Below are 16,499 nucleotides of genomic sequence, written 5' to 3' on the forward strand. Positions count from 1 at the left end.
GAATCCCTGTCGTCCTGCGAGGGGGAGGAGTCAAGACGCTAGGCAGCCGCTGCCGGGTGCCGGGACAGCACACGGCCCCGGACCGCCGTTTCCCACTCGAACGGACGGCTCCGGGGCCGGTGATGATCATCTGATCGGAGGTGTGCGCCTCACCGCGCCCGCGCGCGGCGCGCCGGTCACAGCTTGGTCCACGCCTCCGTCAGCGTCGCGCGCAGGATCTGCTCGATCTCGTCGAAGGTCTCTTGGTCGGAGATCAGCGGCGGGGCGAGCTGGACGACCGGGTCGCCGCGGTCGTCGGCACGGCAGTACAGGCCGTTGTCGTACAAGGCCTTGGAGAGGAAGCCGTACAGGACGCGCTCGGTCTCCTCCTCGTCGAACGTCTCCTTGGTGTTCTTGTCCTTGACCAGCTCGATGCCGTAGAAGAAGCCGTTGCCGCGGACGTCGCCGACGATCGGCAGGTCGTGCAGCTTCTGGAGGGTCGACAGGAACGCCGACTCGTTGTCGAGCACGTGCTGGTTGAGGCCCTCGCGCTCGAACAGGTCGAGGTTGGCCAGGCCCACGGCCGCGGAGACCGGGTGGCCGCCGAAGGTGTAGCCGTGCAGGAAGGTGTTGTCGCCCTTGTAGAACGGCTCGGCCAGGCGGTCGGAGATGATGCAGGCGCCGATCGGGGAGTAGCCCGAGGTCATGCCCTTGGCGCAGGTGATCATGTCCGGGACGTAGTCGAACTTGTCGCAGGCGAACATCGTGCCGAGGCGGCCGAAGGCGCAGATGACCTCGTCCGAGACGAGCAGCACGTCGTACTCGTCGCAGATCTCGCGCACCCGCTGGAAGTAGCCGGGGGGCGGCGGGAAGCAGCCGCCGGCGTTCTGCACCGGCTCCAGGAAGACGGCCGCGACCGTGTCCGGGCCCTCGAAGAGGATCTGCTGCTCGATCTGGTCGGCGGCCCAGCGGCCGAAGGCGACCGGGTCGTCGCCGAAGAGCGGCGCGCGGTAGATGTTGGTGTTCGGCACCTTGTGCGCGCCGGGGACCAGCGGCTCGAAGGGGGCCTTCAGGCCCGGCAGTCCGGTGATGGACAGGGCGCCCTGGGGGGTGCCGTGGTAGGCGACCGCACGCGAGATGACCTTGTGCTTGGTGGGCTTGCCGGTCAGCTTGAAGTACTGCTTGGCGAGCTTCCAGGCGGTCTCCACCGCCTCGCCGCCGCCGGTGGTGAAGAAGACCTTGTTGAGGTCGCCCGGCGCGTAGTCCGCCAGCCGCTCCGCCAGCTCGACCGCCTTGGGGTGGGCGTAGGACCACACCGGGAAGAACGCGAGCTCCTGTGCCTGCTTGAAGGCGGTCTCGGCGAGCTCCGTGCGGCCGTGACCGGCCTGGACCACGAACAGGCCCGCGAGACCGTCGAGGTAGCGCTTGCCCTTGTCGTCGTAGATGTAGGTGCCCTCGCCCCGGACGATGGTCGGAACCGGGGCGTTCTCGTACGAGGACATGCGGGTGAAGTGCATCCACAGGTGGTCGTACGCGGTGCGGCTGAGGTCCTTGGTGCTCACGGTTATCGGGTTCCCCACATGTAGGTCTGCTTCTTGAGCTTCAGGTAGACGAAGCTCTCGGTGGAGCGCACGCCGGGCAGCGCGCGGATGCGTTTGTTGATGACGTCCAGCAGGTGGTCGTCGTCCTCGCAGACGATCTCGGCGAGGATGTCGAACGAGCCCGCGGTCATCACCACGTACTCGACCTCCGACATGGCGGTCAGCGTGTCCGCGATCGACTCGACATCGCCCTCGACGTTGATGCCGACCATCGCCTGCCGGCGGAAGCCCACGGTGAGCGGGTCCGTGACGGCGACGATCTGCATCACGCCCTGGTCGAGCAGCTTCTGCACGCGCTGGCGCACCGCCGCCTCGGACAGGCCGACGGCCTTGCCGATCGCGGCGTACGGCCGGCGGCCGTCCTCTTGGAGCTGCTCGATGATGGCGAGGGAGACGGCGTCCAGCTGGGGGGTGCCGTTCCCGTTGCGGGACTCGCGGGACGAGTCCTTCTGGTCTGCGCTTCGACTGGCCACGTGCTCACTGTGCACGACGTCTCGACAGTTCCGCAAGCCTGATTCGATGAAATTCGTTGTTTGACGGGCCGAGACGTGCGGATTTCGCAGAAGTGATGGCGACGGGGGTGTTGAAAACGTCGGAGACCGGACTAGGGTGGGTGTCTCAGAGATCGGACACCATGAACCAACCCAGGAGGGCCGGCAGTGAGCACCGAGCTGCGTCGTCTGCGCAACTTCATCGACGGTGAGTTCCGGGACGCCGCCGACGGACGGACCACCGAGGTGGTCAACCCCGCGACCGGAGAGGCGTACGCGACCGCGCCGCTGTCCGGCCAGGCGGATGTCGACGCCGCGATGGCCGCCGCCGCCGCGGCCTTCCCGGGCTGGCGCGACACCACCCCCGCCGAGCGGCAGAAGGCCCTGCTGAAGATCGCGGACGCCTTCGAGGAGCGTGCCGAGGAACTGATCGCGGCCGAGGTGGAGAACACCGGGAAGCCGGTCGGGCTGACCCGCTCCGAGGAGATCCCGCCGATGGTGGACCAGATCCGCTTCTTCGCGGGCGCGGCGCGGATGCTGGAGGGCCGATCCGCCGGCGAGTACATGGAGGGGATGACGTCGATCGTCCGCCGGGAGCCGGTCGGCGTCTGCGCCCAGGTCGCGCCCTGGAACTACCCGATGATGATGGCCGTGTGGAAGTTCGCCCCGGCGATCGCCGCCGGCAACACGGTCGTCCTGAAGCCGTCGGACACCACGCCGGCCTCCACGGTCCTGATCGCGGAGATCCTCGGCTCGGTCCTGCCCAAGGGCGTCTTCAACGTCATCTGCGGCGACCGCGAGACGGGCCGCATGATGGTCGAGCACGACACCCCGGCCATGGCCTCCATCACCGGCTCGGTCCGCGCCGGCATCCAGGTCGCCGAGTCCGCCTCCAAGGACGTCAAGCGCGTCCACCTGGAACTGGGCGGCAAGGCGCCGGTCGTGGTCTTCGAGGACACCGACATCGCCAAGGCCGTCGAGGACATCTCCGTCGCGGGCTTCTTCAACGCCGGCCAGGACTGCACGGCCGCCTGCCGCGTCCTGGTCCACGAGTCGATCCACGACGAGTTCGTGACCGCGCTGGCGAAGGCGGCGGAGGACACGAAGACCGGCCTGCCGGACGACGAGGACGTCCTGTTCGGCCCGCTCAACAACCCCAACCAGCTCAAGCAGGTCGAGGGCTTCATCGAGCGGCTGCCGGCCCACGCGCGCGTGGAGGCCGGCGGCAAGCGCGTCGGCGACACGGGTTACTTCTTCGCGCCGACCGTCGTCTCCGGCGTCAAGCAGGACGACGAGATCATCCAGAAGGAGGTCTTCGGCCCGGTCATCACCGTCCAGCCCTTCTCGGACGAGGACCAGGCCGTCGAGTGGGCCAACGGCGTCGAGTACGCGCTGGCCTCCTCCGTGTGGACCAAGGACCACGCCCGTGCCATGCGGATGTCCAAGAAGCTCGACTTCGGCTGCGTGTGGATCAACACCCACATCCCGCTGGTCGCCGAGATGCCCCACGGCGGCTTCAAGAAGTCCGGCTACGGCAAGGACCTGTCGGCGTACGGCTTCGAGGACTACACGCGCGTCAAGCACGTGATGACGTCCCTGGACGGCTGAGCGGCGCGATGGTTCGGGCGCGCGTGACGGCTCGGACGACGAGGGCGCGCGCGACGGCGCACACGTGAGCGAACTCGCGGCCCCGGGTGGAAGGACTTACCACCCGGGGCCGCGGCCTGCGCGGGGCCGGAAGGGCAGGGCGGGGGTTCGTGGGCTGTAGCAGACTCGCGGTCATGACGAACACCTCGAAGGCGAACGCTCACGCTCAACAGGCGGGCCCCGCCTTCACGTTGGGCCCGCTGGCGGCCTGGGCGCTGCACGACGCCGAGGAACTCGCCACCCTGCCGCGGTGGCTGCGCCGGAACACACCGACGCTCCGGAAGCGATTCCCGGCGGTTCCGGAGGCGGTGTGGCGGCGCGCCGAGTCCCTCGACGGGCGCGAATTCGCCGTGGCCGTGGGGCTCATGGGGGCGACGGTCGCCGCCGCCTCCGCCGCGGGCCTCGCCACCGGCGGGCGCTCGGCGGTGTATCAGACCGCCCTCAACGGCTTCGGGCTGCACGGCCTGGTGCACCTGGCCCAGTCCGCCGCCGTGCGCGGCTACACGCCCGGCGCGGCGACCTCGCCGCTGCTGGTCGTCCCCTTCACCCTGTGGGCGCGCGGCCGGCTGCGCCGCGCCGGTGTCCTGCGTCCCGCGCGCCCGCGCGACGCGGCCCTCGGCCTCGGGTTCGCGGCGGTGGCGACGGTGGCGTCGCACGCGGTGGCGCGCCGCGTGCTCGGCGGGGGAGCAAGGGGGAGAGGGGAGGGAGGCCGGGGATGACCCACCCCTCTTTTTGAACATGTTCAACACCGGCGTACGCTCATGCCATGAGCGACAGCGCCGCCCTGCTCAAGGGCATTCGTCTCTGGCTGGTTGTCTTCGTCGTCTGTCTGGTGCTCAGCGGGGCCACCGCCTTCCCGCTGGTGCACGAACTGCGGTGGACCGAGAGCGTGTTGCGGTCCCTGGCGGTGCCCGATCACCTGCCCGGACTGATGGACTGGATCGAGCGGGTGCGGCACGGGCTCGACACCGCCGACGCCGACTACCCGTTCCTGCTGTACGGCACGGACTGGCTGGCGTTCGCACATCTCGTCATCGCGGTCGCGTTCTACGGGCCCTACCGCGACCCGGTCCGCAACATCTGGGTCGTGGAGTTCGGGATGATCGCCTGCGTGGGCATCGTGCCGCTCGCGCTGATCTGCGGGCCGATCCGGGGCATCCCCTTCTGGTGGTCGCTGATCGACATGTCCTTCGGGCTGTTCGGGATCGTCCCGCTCCACGTCCTGCGCAGGAAGATCAAGCGGCTGGAGGCGCTGACCGCACCGCCCGCGCCCCCCGCCGCCGTAGTCGCGGTCAGCGATTGAACGCCGGGTACCCGAACCGTTCGGCGGTGGCCGCGCCGTCGCCCTTGGCGTCGGTGGCGGTCACGTCGTAGACCACGGTCCGGGACAGGTCGCGGGTCGCGGCGACGGCCGTGGCGTAACCGGGGCGCGAGCCGGTCTTGCCCCAGATCACCCTGCCGTTCAGCTCGAACCGCTCCAGCCCGGCTCCGTACCTGGCCCCCGGCAGGTCGGGAACGGTGAACATCTCCCGCAGCTGCGGCTCGGGCACCACTCGGCCGCGGAACAGACCCACCAGCAGCCGTTGCAGGTCGGCGGTCGTCGAGATCATGTCGCCGGCCGCCCACCGGTCGGACACGTTCCAGTCGGTGACGTCGACCAGCTTGCCGTCGATCCAGTCGTAACCCCGGTTGTGCGGACCGTGGACACGGGGGTCGGCGCCCACCGGGAACGAGGAGTGGCGCATGCCCAGCGGCTCGAAGACGCGTACCTGGGCCTGGTGGGCGTAGGAGTCGCCGGTCACCTTCTCGATCAGCATGCCGAGCACGGTGTAGTGGATGTTGCCGTAGGTCTGCCGCGTGCCCGGCCGGTACGCCGGTCCCTGCGCGACCGAGCCCGCCACGACCTGGCGCGGCGTCAGCGTCTCGAAGCGGTGCGGGTATCCGTCCTCGACCGTCTCGCCGAGAGAAGGGCCGGGCTGCAGGCCGCTGGTGTAGTTCAGCAACTGCCGTACGGTGATGGGCTCGAAGTCCTCGGTGAGCAGGCCCGGGAGGTAGTGCTGCACGGTGCCGTCCAGGCTGATCCGGCCCTCGGCGGCCAGTTGCAGCACGATGGACGCGGTCACCACCTTCGTCACCGAACCGGCGCGGAAGCGCCCGTCCCGGAGTGCGGGTGCCCCCGTGCGGATGTCCCGGACCCCGGCCGTACCGCGCCAGGTGCCGTTGCCGCCGACACGGACGTCCGCCGCGGTGACGTCCTCGTCGGGCAGCCCGGCGATCGCGGCGGACAGGGCCGCCACGTCCGGTCCGGTCGCGTCGCGGGCCGTGGACGGCCTCGGCGCGGGGGTCGCGCCGGCGGCGGTGGCCGGTGCGGCGGACGCCCCGGCGGCGGCCAGTGGCCCGGCGGCCAGGGCGAGGGCGAGACAGGCGGCGGTCAGGGCGGTGGTACGGGCTCGCATCGGCTGCTCCTGTGAGGTCCGAGGGGATCCGGAACGGGTGCGCGACCGATGTGCACGGCCGCTGCCGATCATCCTCGGCCGACCCGGCGCACCGGCGGATCATCACCGAGGAGGGCACCCGCCCCCGAACCGACCCTCGGTCAACGACCCGGCGGAGCACGGGTATTACCCGGGGCACCCCCTACGGGTGCCACCGAGTGCCCCACGGAGCGCGCCGCTCAGCGCCCGCGCAGCGCGCACAGGACCTCGATGCGGTTGGTCGTGATCGAGTCCACGCCGAGGGCGACCAGACGGCGCAGCGAGCGGCGGGTGTCCGGGGTCCAGACGGACAGCAGGAGGCCTTCGCGGTGGAGCCGCGCGGCGAGATCCCGGCCGACCAGGCCGAAACGGTAGTTCAGCCACCTGGGTCGCACCGCGGCCAGCAGACCGGGGCGCGGAGGCGCGAGCGTCGTCCAGGTCAGAGCGATCTCGGCGGACGGGTCGGCCGCACGCACCGCCAGCATCGCCGCCGCGCCCGCGCAGTAGTACACGCGGTCGCGCGCACCGCAGTCACGGACCACCCCGACGATCTCCCGCACCGCCCGGGGATCGGCAGCGCCCGGCAGGTCGAGCATCACCCGGCTGCCGTCCGTCGCGGCCAGCGCGTCCACGAGCGTGGGCACCCGGCCCGCCGTCAGCGCGCGCACCTCGCCGGCGGACAGCGAGCGCACCGGCCGGTCGTGCCCCCACAGCCGCTTCAGCGACTCGTCGTGCAGCAGCACGGGCACCCCGTCCCGGGTCAGGCGCACGTCGATCTCCACCGCGTCCGCGCCCCGGCCGAGCGCGGAGCGCAGCGAGTCGATCGTGTTCTCGGGGAAGCGGTAGGGGTCGCCGCGGTGCGCGACGGCGGTCACGGTCTGCATGCGCCCCATTGTGTCCCGCGCCCGTCGGCTCAGGGCGCGAGCCACCGCGCGGTGTAGGCGTCGATCTCGTCGGCGATGCGCTTCTTGCCCGCCTCGTCGAGGAAGGAGGCGTGCACCGCGTTCTTGGCCAGCTCGGCGATGCCCCGCTCGTCGAGGTCGAGGAGGCGGGCGGCCACCGCGTACTCGGAGTTGAGGTCGGTGCCGAACATGGGCGGGTCGTCGGAGTTGATCGTGACGAGGACCCCGGCCTCGACGAACTTCCGTACGGGGTGCTCCTCCAGGGTCCGCACCGCCCGGGTGGCGATGTTGGAGGTGGGGCAGACCTCCAGCGGGATGCGGTGCTCGGCCAGGTGCGCGAGCAGCTTCTCGTCCTCGGCCGAACTGGTGCCGTGGCCGATGCGCTCGGCGCGCAGCTCGGTCAGCGCGTCCCACACCGTCTGCGGGCCGGTGGTCTCGCCGGCGTGCGGGACGGAGCGCAGTCCGGCGGCGATCGCGCGGTCGAAGTAGGGCTTGAACTGGGGCCGCGGCACACCTATCTCCGGGCCGCCCAGCCCGAACGACACCAGCCCCTCGGGGCGCAGCCGGTCGTCGGTGGCCAGCCGCACCGTCTCCTCGGCCGATTCCAGACCGGCCTCGCCGGGGATGTCGAAGCACCAGCGCAGCACGGTCCCGAACTCGGCCTCGGCCGCCTTGCGGGCGTCCTCGATCGCGTCCATGAAGGCACGCTCGTCGATGCCGCGGCGGGTGGAGGAGAACGGGGTGATGGTCAGCTCGGCGTAGCGCACCTGCTGGCGGGCCATGTCCCGGGCCACCTCGTACGTCAGCAGGCGGACGTCCTCCGGGGTGCGGATCAGGTCGACGACCGACAGGTACACCTCGATGAAGTGGGCGAAGTCCGTGAAGGTGAAGTAGTCGACCAGGGCCTCGGGGTCGGTGGGCACCTTGGAGTCGGGGTGCCGGGCGGCCAGCTCGGAGACGATCCGGGGCGAGGCGGAGCCGACGTGGTGCACGTGCAGTTCGGCTTTGGGCAGTCCGGCGATGAAGGCGTGTGGATCGCGAGGAGCGCGCTGGTCGGTCAAGGGGTTCCTCCCCGGGGAACGGCACCGTGTGTCCCGAGCGGGCGGGCGCGGTGCGGGTGATCGGCTGATCGATGAGCACGGCCATGGTAGGCGCACGCAGGGCACGCGTGACCGGGCGGTGGCCCGTGGAGGCGGCGGTCAGCGCCCTTGCCCGACCGCCTGGCATGGACCCGGCGACCAGGCCGTAGCATGGCGGGACGATCGATGGAGGGGGACGCGAGCACATGACGGACGGAACGCGGGCGGGCTCAGGTGCCGGGGCCGAGGACAACCCGTGGGCGCCGCCCGAGAGCCGGCCCTCCCTGGAGAAGAACCCGCCGTCGGTGCCTCAGCAGCCCCCGGTGCGCGACCTGCCGCCCGTGCCGCCGCAGGCCCCGGGCTCCTCGCCGTCCGTGCACGACCAGGCCACCCTCGCCTCGATGCCGCCCGGCGGCTTCCCGCCGCCGGCGTTCGCCGCCCCCGCCGACGCGCCGCCCGTCGCCCCGGCGGGCGAGTCCGCCGTGCCCCCGCCGCCGATCGCCCCCACCGGCCCCGGCGGTCCCGCGGGTCCCGGCGGCTACGGTTATCCGGGCCACCCCGGCTATCCCGGCCACCCTGCTCAGCCGGGCTACGGGGCCTACGGCTGGCCCGGCATGCCGCGGCCCCGGGAGAACGGCCTGGGCATCGCGGCCATGGTGCTCGGCATCCTGTCCTGCTGTCTGTTCTGCCTGTACGGCGTGGTCTCGGTCGTCCTCGGCATCCTCGCCGTCGTCTTCGGCATCAAGGGCCGCCGCAAGGCCGAGCGGGGTGAGGCCGACAACCACGGCCAGGCCCAGGCCGGCTTCATCACGGGCATCATCGGCATCGTCCTCGGCATCGCGGTGATCGTCCTGGTCGCCATCGGGATCACCGCCGCCATCCACGCGGACGACGACGGGTACGACGACGGCTTCGGGGACGGGTACGGCGACGTGCTCCGGGTGTCCGCGCCAGTCCTCACCGACCGCTGAACACCCGCCGCCGAACCCGGCCGTACGGCCTCTCGACCCGGCCGTGCGGGCTCCGCCCCTTCCGCTCGCATCCGTTCCGCAACAGCCTGCGCACACGCCGTACACCGCGACGATCACGGGCATTACGATGCCTTGACTGTCAACGGAGGGGAGCTCCAGCCATGTCCGACAACAATCCCGCACCCGGTGGATTCGGGCCGCCGTCCCAGCCGCCGCAGCAGCCGGCGCCGGGATACGGCTACCCGCAGTCCGGGCCGGGCTACGGCTACCCGCAGTCGGGCCCCGGCTACCCGGCCGCGCCGCCCGCGGGCTACCCCCAGGCCCCCGGCTACGCCATGCCCGCGCAGCCGAACAACGGCATGGGCACCACGGGCATGGTGCTGGGCATCATCGGTGTCGTGTGCAGCCTCACCTTCTTCCTGTGGTTCTTCGGAGTCATCCTGGGCATCCTCGGGATCATCTTCGGCGCCATCGGCAGGGGGAGGGCCAACAGGGGCGAGGCCACGAACAAGGGCGCGGCGACCGCCGGTCTCGTCTGCGGCATCATCGCCACGGTGGTGCTGCCGCTGCTGGGCATCCTGGTGTTCGCGAGCATCATGGGTACGGCCGGCACGTTCTGACGTCTTCCGCCACACCCCGGGGGGCCGGCTTCCAGTCGGCCCCTGTGCCAAGTGCGGCGTCCTGCCCGTGCGCCCGGACATCACGGGCGGCTCCTGCGGCCGGCCTCGAGGCCTGAGCCGCATACAGGCGTCGAGCCGGCGACCGCGCCGCCCACGCGCCGCGCCGGGGCCGCCGCCCCCGCTCGACCGGCGACAGGCCTACGCCGCCGCCCGCAGCCGGTCCCGGGCCTCCATCAGGGCGAAGCCCAGCAGGTTCGCTCCCCGCCAGCGCTCCGGGTCCGCGGCGGCCTCGTCGTCCGCGGCCAACCCGATGCCCCACACGCGGTCCACCGGACTCGCCTCCACCAGCACCCTCTCACCCGTGCCCAGCAGGAACTCCCGCAGTTCCGGATGCGCGGCGAACTTGTGGACGCTGCCCTCCACCACGATCCGGAACCGCTCCCGCGCCCAGAGGTCCTCGTCGAAGCCGCGCACCAGCCGCCCCGCCTTCTTCGCCTGGGCGGGATGCCCCGCGGCCAGCGCCCGTCGCACCGCCTCCGCGTCCCGGAACAGCCGCGCCTTGCCGGCCATCATCCAGTGCTCGGCGGTCGCGTAGGTCACCCCGTCCACCGTGAACGGCGACGGCCACCACTGACTCAGGCAGCTCGCGCCCACCCGGCCGTCCGGCCGCGGCCGATGCCCCCAGAAATGCAGGTACTTGATCCTCGCCCCCGCGCGGACCTCCCTGATCAGGGCTTCCCAAGAACCGATCGTCCCCATGCACGCGAGTGTGGCACGCACCACTGACACTCCGTCCCGGCTTTTCCACGCCAACTCGACACCCGGTCGACAGATTCCGTCGCGTAACCAAAAGGCAACAACGGAATCACTTGTTGGACCCCCTCTCCTCTGTCAGGATCGGCACTCAAATCGAGCTGGAGCTACGCCAGCCGACCCCGCGCGAAGCGGGGCGACGGCGGAGGAGAGCGACATGCACAAGCCGGGCACCGCCACCCCGGAACGATTCCCCGCGCAGGACCGCCTCGCGGGCGGCGCGCAGTACATCGCCGGACGCCCGGCGCAGGGCACGTCCGGCCGCACCCACGCCGTGGTCGACCCGGCCACGGGCGAGGACGTGTACACCTACGAGTTGGCCGGCGCCGAGGACGTGGACGCCGCGGTCGCCGCCGCGCGGGAGGCGTTCCCCGGCTGGGCGGGTGCCACGCCCGGCGAGCGCTCCGACGCACTGCACCGCTTCGCCGCCGTACTCGCCGAGCGCGCCGAGGACTTCGCCCGCGCCGAGTCCCTCCAGTGCGGCAAGCCGCTGAAGCTGTCCCGCGAGTTCGACGTGCCGGGCACCATCGACAACACCGCCTTCTTCGCGGGTGCCGCCCGGCATCTGCAGGGCCAGTCCGCCGGTGAGTACTCCGGCGACCACACCTCCTACGTCCGGCGCGAGCCCATCGGCGTCGTCGGCTCCATCGCCCCCTGGAACTACCCGCTGCAGATGGCTGCCTGGAAGGTCCTCCCGGCGATCGCGGCGGGCAACACCATCGTGCTGAAGCCGGCCGAACTGACCCCGCTGACCTCGCTGATGTTCGCCCAGGCCGGCACGGACGCGGGCATCCCGGACGGCGTGCTCAACATCGTCACCGGCACCGGCCGCGAGGCCGGCGAGCACCTGGTCGGCCACCCCGACGTGGCCATGACCTCCTTCACCGGCTCCACCGCCGTCGGCCGGCGCGTCGCCGAGCTCGCCACCGCCACCGTCAAGCGGCTGCACCTGGAACTCGGCGGCAAGGCCCCCTTCGTCGTCTTCGACGACGCCGACCTGGACGCGGCGGTCAACGGCGCGGTCGCGGGCGCTCTCATCAACACCGGGCAGGACTGCACGGCCGCCACCCGCGCCTATGTGCAGCGCCCCCTGTACGAGGAGTTCGTGCGGCGGACCGGCGCACTGATGGAGACCGTCCGGCTCGGCGACCCCTTCGCCCCCGGCACCGACCTGGGCCCGCTGATCTCGCACGCGCAGCGGGACCGCGTCGCCGCCTTCGTGGACCGGGCACGTGCCTACGCGCGCGTGGTCACCGGCGGCGAGGCTCCGCAGGGGGAGCTGAAGAGCGGCGCCTACTACCTTCCGACGCTGATCGCGGACGCCGCGCAGGACAGCGAGATCGTCCAGTCGGAGATCTTCGGACCGGTGCTGGTCGTCCTGCCGTTCGACACCGACGACGAAGGGATCCGGCTGGCCAACGACACCCCGTACGGCCTGGCCGCCTCTGCCTGGAGCCGCGACGTCTACCGGGCGAACCGCGCCACCCGGGAGCTCAGGGCGGGCTGTGTGTGGATCAACGACCACATCCCGATCATCAGTGAGATGCCGCACGGCGGCTACAAGTCCTCCGGCTTCGGCAAGGACATGTCCGCTTACTCGTTCGAGGAGTACACGCAGATCAAGCACGTCATGTTCGACAACACCGCGGTGGTCCGCAAGGACTGGCACCGCACGATCTTCGGGGTCCGATAGTCAGTACCAGGCCGTGACCAGGCCGAACCCTCCGAAAGGGCACCACGCGCATGGAGCAGTACGAGCCCGACCGCCCGTTCCCGGCCCACGCGGCCGCCGTACGGCGCAGCTTCCGGGGCGGACGGGCCGCCCTCACCCGGCGTTCCCTGCTGCGCGCCTCGGCGGGCGGGGCGCTCGCCGTCGGCGGACTGGGCGCGCTGAGCGCCTGCGGCATCCCGGCGGCGACCAAGACGCAGGGTGGCGTCTCCGCCGACGACCACTCGGCCAAGGAGAAGGTCGTCAACTTCTCCAACTGGCCCGAGTACATCGACGTGGACGACAAGACCAAGCGCCATCCCACGTTGGACGCGTTCGCCCGACGCACCGGCATCAAGGTCAAGTACACCGAGGACATCAACGACAACGACGAGTTCTTCGGCAAGATCCAGCCGGAGCTCGCCGCCGGCCACGACATCGGCCGCGACCTGATCATCCTCACGGACTGGCTGGCCGCCCGCATGATCCGTCTCGGATACGTGCAGAAGCTGGACCCGTCCAACCTGCCGCACGCCTTCGCCAACCTGGCGGACCAGTTCCGCGCCCCCGACTGGGACCCGGGCCGCGCCTACTCGTACCCGTGGCAGGGCGTCTCGACCGTCATCGCGTACAACAAGAAGGCGCTGGACGGCATCGAGGTGAAGTCGGTCTCCGACCTGCTGGACAACCCCAAGCTCAAGGGCCGCGTCGGCTTCCTGACCGAGATGCGCGACAGCATCGGCATGACGATGCTCGACATGGGCAAGGACCCGGGCAAGTTCACCGACGACGACTTCGACGCGGTGGTCGCACGCCTTCAGAAGGCCGTCGACAGGGGCCAGATACGCCGCTTCACGGGCAACGACTACACGTCCGACCTCACCAAGGGCGACTTCGCGGCGTGCATCGCCTGGGGCGGTGACATCGTCCAACTCCAGGCGGACAACCCGGACGTCGGCTACGTCATCCCCGACCACGGCTACATGACGTCCACCGACAACATGCTCGTCCCCAACAGGGCGCGTCACAAGACGAACGCCGAACGGCTCATCGACTTCTTCTACGAACTCGAGCCGGCCGCCGAACTCGCCGCCTACATCAACTATGTGAGCCCGGTCGAGGGAGTGAAGCCGTATCTCGCCAAGCTCGACGAGGACGCAGCGAACAACCCGCTGATCCTGCCCGACAAGGCCATGGCGGCCAGGTCCCACGCCTTCCGCTCGCTGACGCAGGCGGAAGAGACGGCCTACCAGCAGAAGTTCTCCAAGCTCACAGGGGCGTGACGACGATGACGACGACAGACAACAGCGGCGACGTCCGCCTCTCGGGGATCGGCAAGACCTACGGCTCCTTCACCGCCGTGCACCCGCTCGACCTGACCGTGCCGCAGGGCTCCTTCTTCGCCCTGCTGGGCGCCTCCGGCTGCGGCAAGACCACCACCCTGCGCATGATCGCCGGCCTGGAGGAGCCCACGCAGGGCACCGTCCACCTCGGCGACCAGGACGTGACCGCTCTGCCGCCCTACAAACGCCCGGTCAACACCGTCTTCCAGTCCTACGCCCTCTTCCCGCACCTCGACATCTTCGAGAACGTCGCCTTCGGTCTGCGCCGGCGCGGCATGAAGAGCGTGAAGAAGCAGGTCGAGGAGATGCTGGAGCTCGTCCAGCTGGGCGAGCAGGCGCGCAAGAAGCCGCACCAGCTCTCCGGCGGCCAGCAGCAGCGCGTCGCCGTGGCCCGCGCGCTGATCAACCACCCCAAGGTGCTCCTCCTCGACGAGCCGCTGGGCGCCCTGGACCTCAAGCTGCGCCGTCAGATGCAGCTGGAGCTCAAGCGCATCCAGACCGAGGTCGGGATCACCTTCATCCACGTCACGCACGACCAGGAGGAGGCCATGACCATGGCCGACACGGTCGCCGTGATGAACGCGGGCCGCGTCGAGCAACTCGGCTCGCCGGCCGACCTGTACGAGAACCCGCGGACCACCTTCGTGGCGAACTTCCTCGGCACCTCCAACCTCATCGAGGCCGAGGTGGACAGCACCAGCGGCGACGACGTCGTGCTGAAGGCCGGCGGCGGCAAGCTGGTGCTGCCCCGGGCGCGCTGCTCCGCGCCGGCGACGGCCGGCGGCAAGGTGCTGGTGGGCGTCCGTCCGGAGAAGATCTCCCTCACCCACGCCGACGACGCGGGAGAGATACCCGAGGGCCGCAACCGGCTCACCGGCAAGATCGCCGACGCCAGTTTCATCGGCGTCTCGACGCAGTACGTCGTCGACAGCCCGGTCTGCGACGAACTCGCGGTGTACGTCCAGAACGTCGAGCGCGACGGCCGGCTCGTCCCGGGCGCCGACGTCGTCCTGCACTGGAGCCCCGCGCACACCTTCGCACTGGACGCGGCCCAGGACATCGACGCAGGCGTCGAGACCGTCGAGGAAGAGGTCGCGTAGACATGTCGACCCTGACCGAGGCGCCACCGCCTCTCGCCTCCGCCGCACCCGCGAGGAAAGCCCCGCGCAGGCGCGGCCGGTTCACCCCGTACTGGCTGCTGCTGCCCGGCATCCTCTGGCTGATCGTCTTCTTCGCGCTGCCGATGGTCTACCAGGCCTCCACCTCCGTGCAGACGGGCTCCCTGGAGGATGGCTACAAGGTCACCTGGCACTTCGCGACCTACTGGGACGCGATTGCCGAGTACTGGCCGCAGTTCCTGCGCTCGGTGCTCTACGCCGCCGCCGCGACCGTGCTCTGCCTGCTGCTCGGCTACCCGCTGGCCTATCTGATCGCCTTCCGCGCGGGCCGCTGGCGGAACCTGATCATGATCCTGGTGATCGCGCCGTTCTTCACCAGCTTCCTGATCCGCACCCTGGCCTGGAAGACGATCCTCGCGGACAACAGCCCGGTCGTGCACGCCCTGAACTCGCTGCACGTCCTGGACCTCACCAGCGCGCTCGGCTGGACGGCCGGCGACCGGGTGCTGGCCACCCCGCTCGCCGTGGTGTGCGGCCTGACGTACAACTTCCTGCCGTTCATGATCCTGCCGCTGTACACGTCGCTGGAGCGGATCGACGGGCGGCTGCACGAGGCGGCCGGCGATCTGTACGCCAGGCCCTGGACCACCTTCCGCAAGGTGACCTTCCCGCTGTCCATGCCGGGCGTGGTCTCCGGCACGCTGCTGACCTTCATCCCGGCGTCCGGCGACTACGTCAACGCCGAACTCCTCGGCTCCACCGACACCCGGATGATCGGAAACGTGATCCAGACGCAGTTCCTGCGGATCCTGGACTATCCGACGGCCGCGGCCCTGTCCTTCATCCTCATGGCCGCGATCCTGGCCATGGTCACGTTCTACATCCGCCGATCCGGGACGGAGGATCTGGTCTAAATGCCCTTCGTCACCTGGCTCAAGCGCCGTCTCGTCGTCATCGCGGGACTGCTGACGCTCGCCTACCTCCTGCTGCCGAACGTCGTCGTCACGGTGTTCTCCTTCAACAAGCCGAAGGGGCGCTTCAACTACGACTGGCAGCAGTTCTCCCTGGCCGCCTGGAAGGACCCGTGCGGCGTCGCCGGCATGTGCGGCTCGCTGTCCCTCAGCCTCCAGATCGCCGTATGGGCGACGATCGGCGCCACGGTCCTGGGCGCGATGATCGCCTTCGCGCTGGTCCGCTACCGCTTCCGCGCGCGCGGCGCCGTCAACTCGCTGATCTTCCTGCCGATGGCGATGCCCGAGGTCGTCATGGCCGCTTCGCTGCTCACTCTGTTCCTCAACATGGGGGCGCAGCTGGGGTTCTGGACGATCCTGATCGCGCACATCATGTTCTGCCTCAGCTTCGTCGTCACCGCCGTCAAGGCGCGCGTGATGTCGATGGACCCGCGCCTGGAGGAGGCCGCCCGGGACCTGTACGCCGGCCCCGTGCAGACCTTTCTGCGGGTCACCCTGCCGATCGCGGCACCTGGGATCGCCGCGGGCGCGCTGCTGTCCTTCGCGCTCTCGTTCGACGACTTCATCATCACCAACTTCAACGCCGGCTCGACGGTCACCTTCCCCATGTTCGTGTGGGGTTCGGCCCAGCGCGGCACACCCGTGCAGATCAACGTGATCGGCACGGCCATGTTCCTCGTCGCCGTCCTCCTGGTCCTGATCTCGATGCTCGTCACCAACCGCCGTAGGAACCAGAAGGCATGAGTCCCTGTGGCACCACACGCCACAGGGCTCCCGTAGGG

General features: G+C 70.5%; 15 protein-coding genes and 1 pseudogene. 10 read left to right on the forward strand and 6 right to left on the reverse strand.

What is annotated here, in order from left to right:
* Positions 1-176: 176 nt before the first annotated feature.
* Both ACWDUZ_RS23310 and ACWDUZ_RS23315 read right to left on the reverse strand, forming a co-directional pair.
* Positions 177-1,559, reverse strand: coding sequence for an aspartate aminotransferase family protein (locus ACWDUZ_RS23310; RefSeq protein ID WP_451633713.1), 1,383 nt, complete (start codon positions 1,557-1,559; stop codon positions 177-179).
* The gene (locus tag ACWDUZ_RS23315) at positions 1,544-2,068 is read right to left on the reverse strand and encodes an Lrp/AsnC family transcriptional regulator (RefSeq protein WP_451633714.1); all 525 of its coding nucleotides are present in this window, start codon (positions 2,066-2,068) and stop codon (positions 1,544-1,546) included. Before ACWDUZ_RS23315 ends, ACWDUZ_RS23310 begins: the two co-directional genes overlap by 16 nt.
* 171 nt (positions 2,069-2,239) lie before the next feature.
* On the opposite strand from ACWDUZ_RS23315, the gene ACWDUZ_RS23320 reads away from it, so the two are divergent.
* The 3 genes from ACWDUZ_RS23320 to ACWDUZ_RS23330 all read left to right on the forward strand — a co-directional run bounded on the left by ACWDUZ_RS23320 (position 2,240) and on the right by ACWDUZ_RS23330 (position 5,021).
* Complete coding sequence (locus tag ACWDUZ_RS23320; RefSeq protein ID WP_451633715.1) at positions 2,240-3,679, forward strand: gamma-aminobutyraldehyde dehydrogenase; 1,440 nt, start codon at positions 2,240-2,242, stop codon at positions 3,677-3,679.
* 173 nt (positions 3,680-3,852) lie between these two features.
* Entirely contained in the window at positions 3,853-4,437 is a 585-nt protein-coding gene (locus tag ACWDUZ_RS23325) for an HXXEE domain-containing protein (RefSeq protein ID WP_451633716.1), read from the forward strand.
* A gap of 47 nt (positions 4,438-4,484) precedes the next feature.
* Positions 4,485-5,021, forward strand: a complete 537-nt coding sequence (locus tag ACWDUZ_RS23330) for a hypothetical protein (RefSeq protein ID WP_451633717.1) — start codon at positions 4,485-4,487, stop codon at positions 5,019-5,021.
* Here the strand turns inward: ACWDUZ_RS23330 and ACWDUZ_RS23335 are convergent.
* The 3 genes and pseudogenes from ACWDUZ_RS23335 to ACWDUZ_RS23345 form a co-directional block, all read right to left on the reverse strand.
* Positions 5,011-6,174, reverse strand: a complete 1,164-nt coding sequence (locus ACWDUZ_RS23335; protein WP_451633718.1) for a serine hydrolase domain-containing protein — start codon at positions 6,172-6,174, stop codon at positions 5,011-5,013. The genes ACWDUZ_RS23330 and ACWDUZ_RS23335 overlap by 11 nt on opposite strands.
* Positions 6,175-6,392: 218 nt before the next feature.
* On the reverse strand, positions 6,393-7,076 hold the full coding sequence (locus ACWDUZ_RS23340) for a glycerophosphodiester phosphodiesterase (protein WP_451633719.1): 684 nt from the start codon (positions 7,074-7,076) through the stop codon (positions 6,393-6,395).
* A 29-nt stretch (positions 7,077-7,105) separates the two neighbouring features.
* Positions 7,106-8,240, reverse strand: a pseudogene (locus ACWDUZ_RS23345) (adenosine deaminase).
* A 139-nt stretch (positions 8,241-8,379) separates the two neighbouring features.
* Between ACWDUZ_RS23345 and ACWDUZ_RS23350 the strand changes: the two are divergent.
* Positions 8,380-9,144 carry a DUF4190 domain-containing protein gene (locus ACWDUZ_RS23350; RefSeq protein WP_451633720.1) on the forward strand — a complete coding sequence of 255 codons (765 nt, stop codon included), beginning with the start codon at positions 8,380-8,382 and terminating at the stop codon, positions 9,142-9,144.
* 161 nt (positions 9,145-9,305) lie between these two features.
* Complete coding sequence (locus ACWDUZ_RS23355; protein ID WP_451633721.1) at positions 9,306-9,764, forward strand: DUF4190 domain-containing protein; 459 nt, start codon at positions 9,306-9,308, stop codon at positions 9,762-9,764.
* 198 nt (positions 9,765-9,962) lie between these two features.
* Here ACWDUZ_RS23355 and ACWDUZ_RS23360 read toward each other — a convergent pair whose 3' ends face one another.
* On the reverse strand, positions 9,963-10,523 hold the full coding sequence (locus tag ACWDUZ_RS23360; RefSeq protein ID WP_451633722.1) for an NADAR family protein: 561 nt from the start codon (positions 10,521-10,523) through the stop codon (positions 9,963-9,965).
* 211 nt (positions 10,524-10,734) lie between these two features.
* Between ACWDUZ_RS23360 and ACWDUZ_RS23365 the strand changes: the two genes are divergently transcribed.
* The 5 genes from ACWDUZ_RS23365 to ACWDUZ_RS23385 are packed head-to-tail and all read left to right on the forward strand — an operon-like array spanning position 10,735 to position 16,461.
* Entirely contained in the window at positions 10,735-12,270 is a 1,536-nt protein-coding gene (locus ACWDUZ_RS23365; RefSeq protein ID WP_451633723.1) for a gamma-aminobutyraldehyde dehydrogenase, read from the forward strand.
* Between the two features lie 50 nt (positions 12,271-12,320).
* Positions 12,321-13,568 carry an ABC transporter substrate-binding protein gene (locus ACWDUZ_RS23370; RefSeq protein WP_451633724.1) on the forward strand — a complete coding sequence of 416 codons (1,248 nt, stop codon included), beginning with the start codon at positions 12,321-12,323 and terminating at the stop codon, positions 13,566-13,568.
* Entirely contained in the window at positions 13,565-14,728 is a 1,164-nt protein-coding gene (locus ACWDUZ_RS23375; protein WP_451633725.1) for an ABC transporter ATP-binding protein, read from the forward strand. The genes ACWDUZ_RS23370 and ACWDUZ_RS23375 overlap by 4 nt, the downstream gene beginning before the upstream one ends.
* Positions 14,729-14,730: 2 nt before the next feature.
* Positions 14,731-15,660 (forward strand): ABC transporter permease, encoded by a 930-nt coding sequence (locus ACWDUZ_RS23380; protein WP_451633726.1) that lies wholly within the window; start codon positions 14,731-14,733, stop codon positions 15,658-15,660.
* On the forward strand, positions 15,661-16,461 hold the full coding sequence (locus tag ACWDUZ_RS23385; RefSeq protein WP_451633727.1) for an ABC transporter permease: 801 nt from the start codon (positions 15,661-15,663) through the stop codon (positions 16,459-16,461).
* Positions 16,462-16,499 lie beyond the last annotated feature (38 nt).

It is taken from the genome of Streptomyces sp. NPDC003393, from assembly GCF_053589015.1.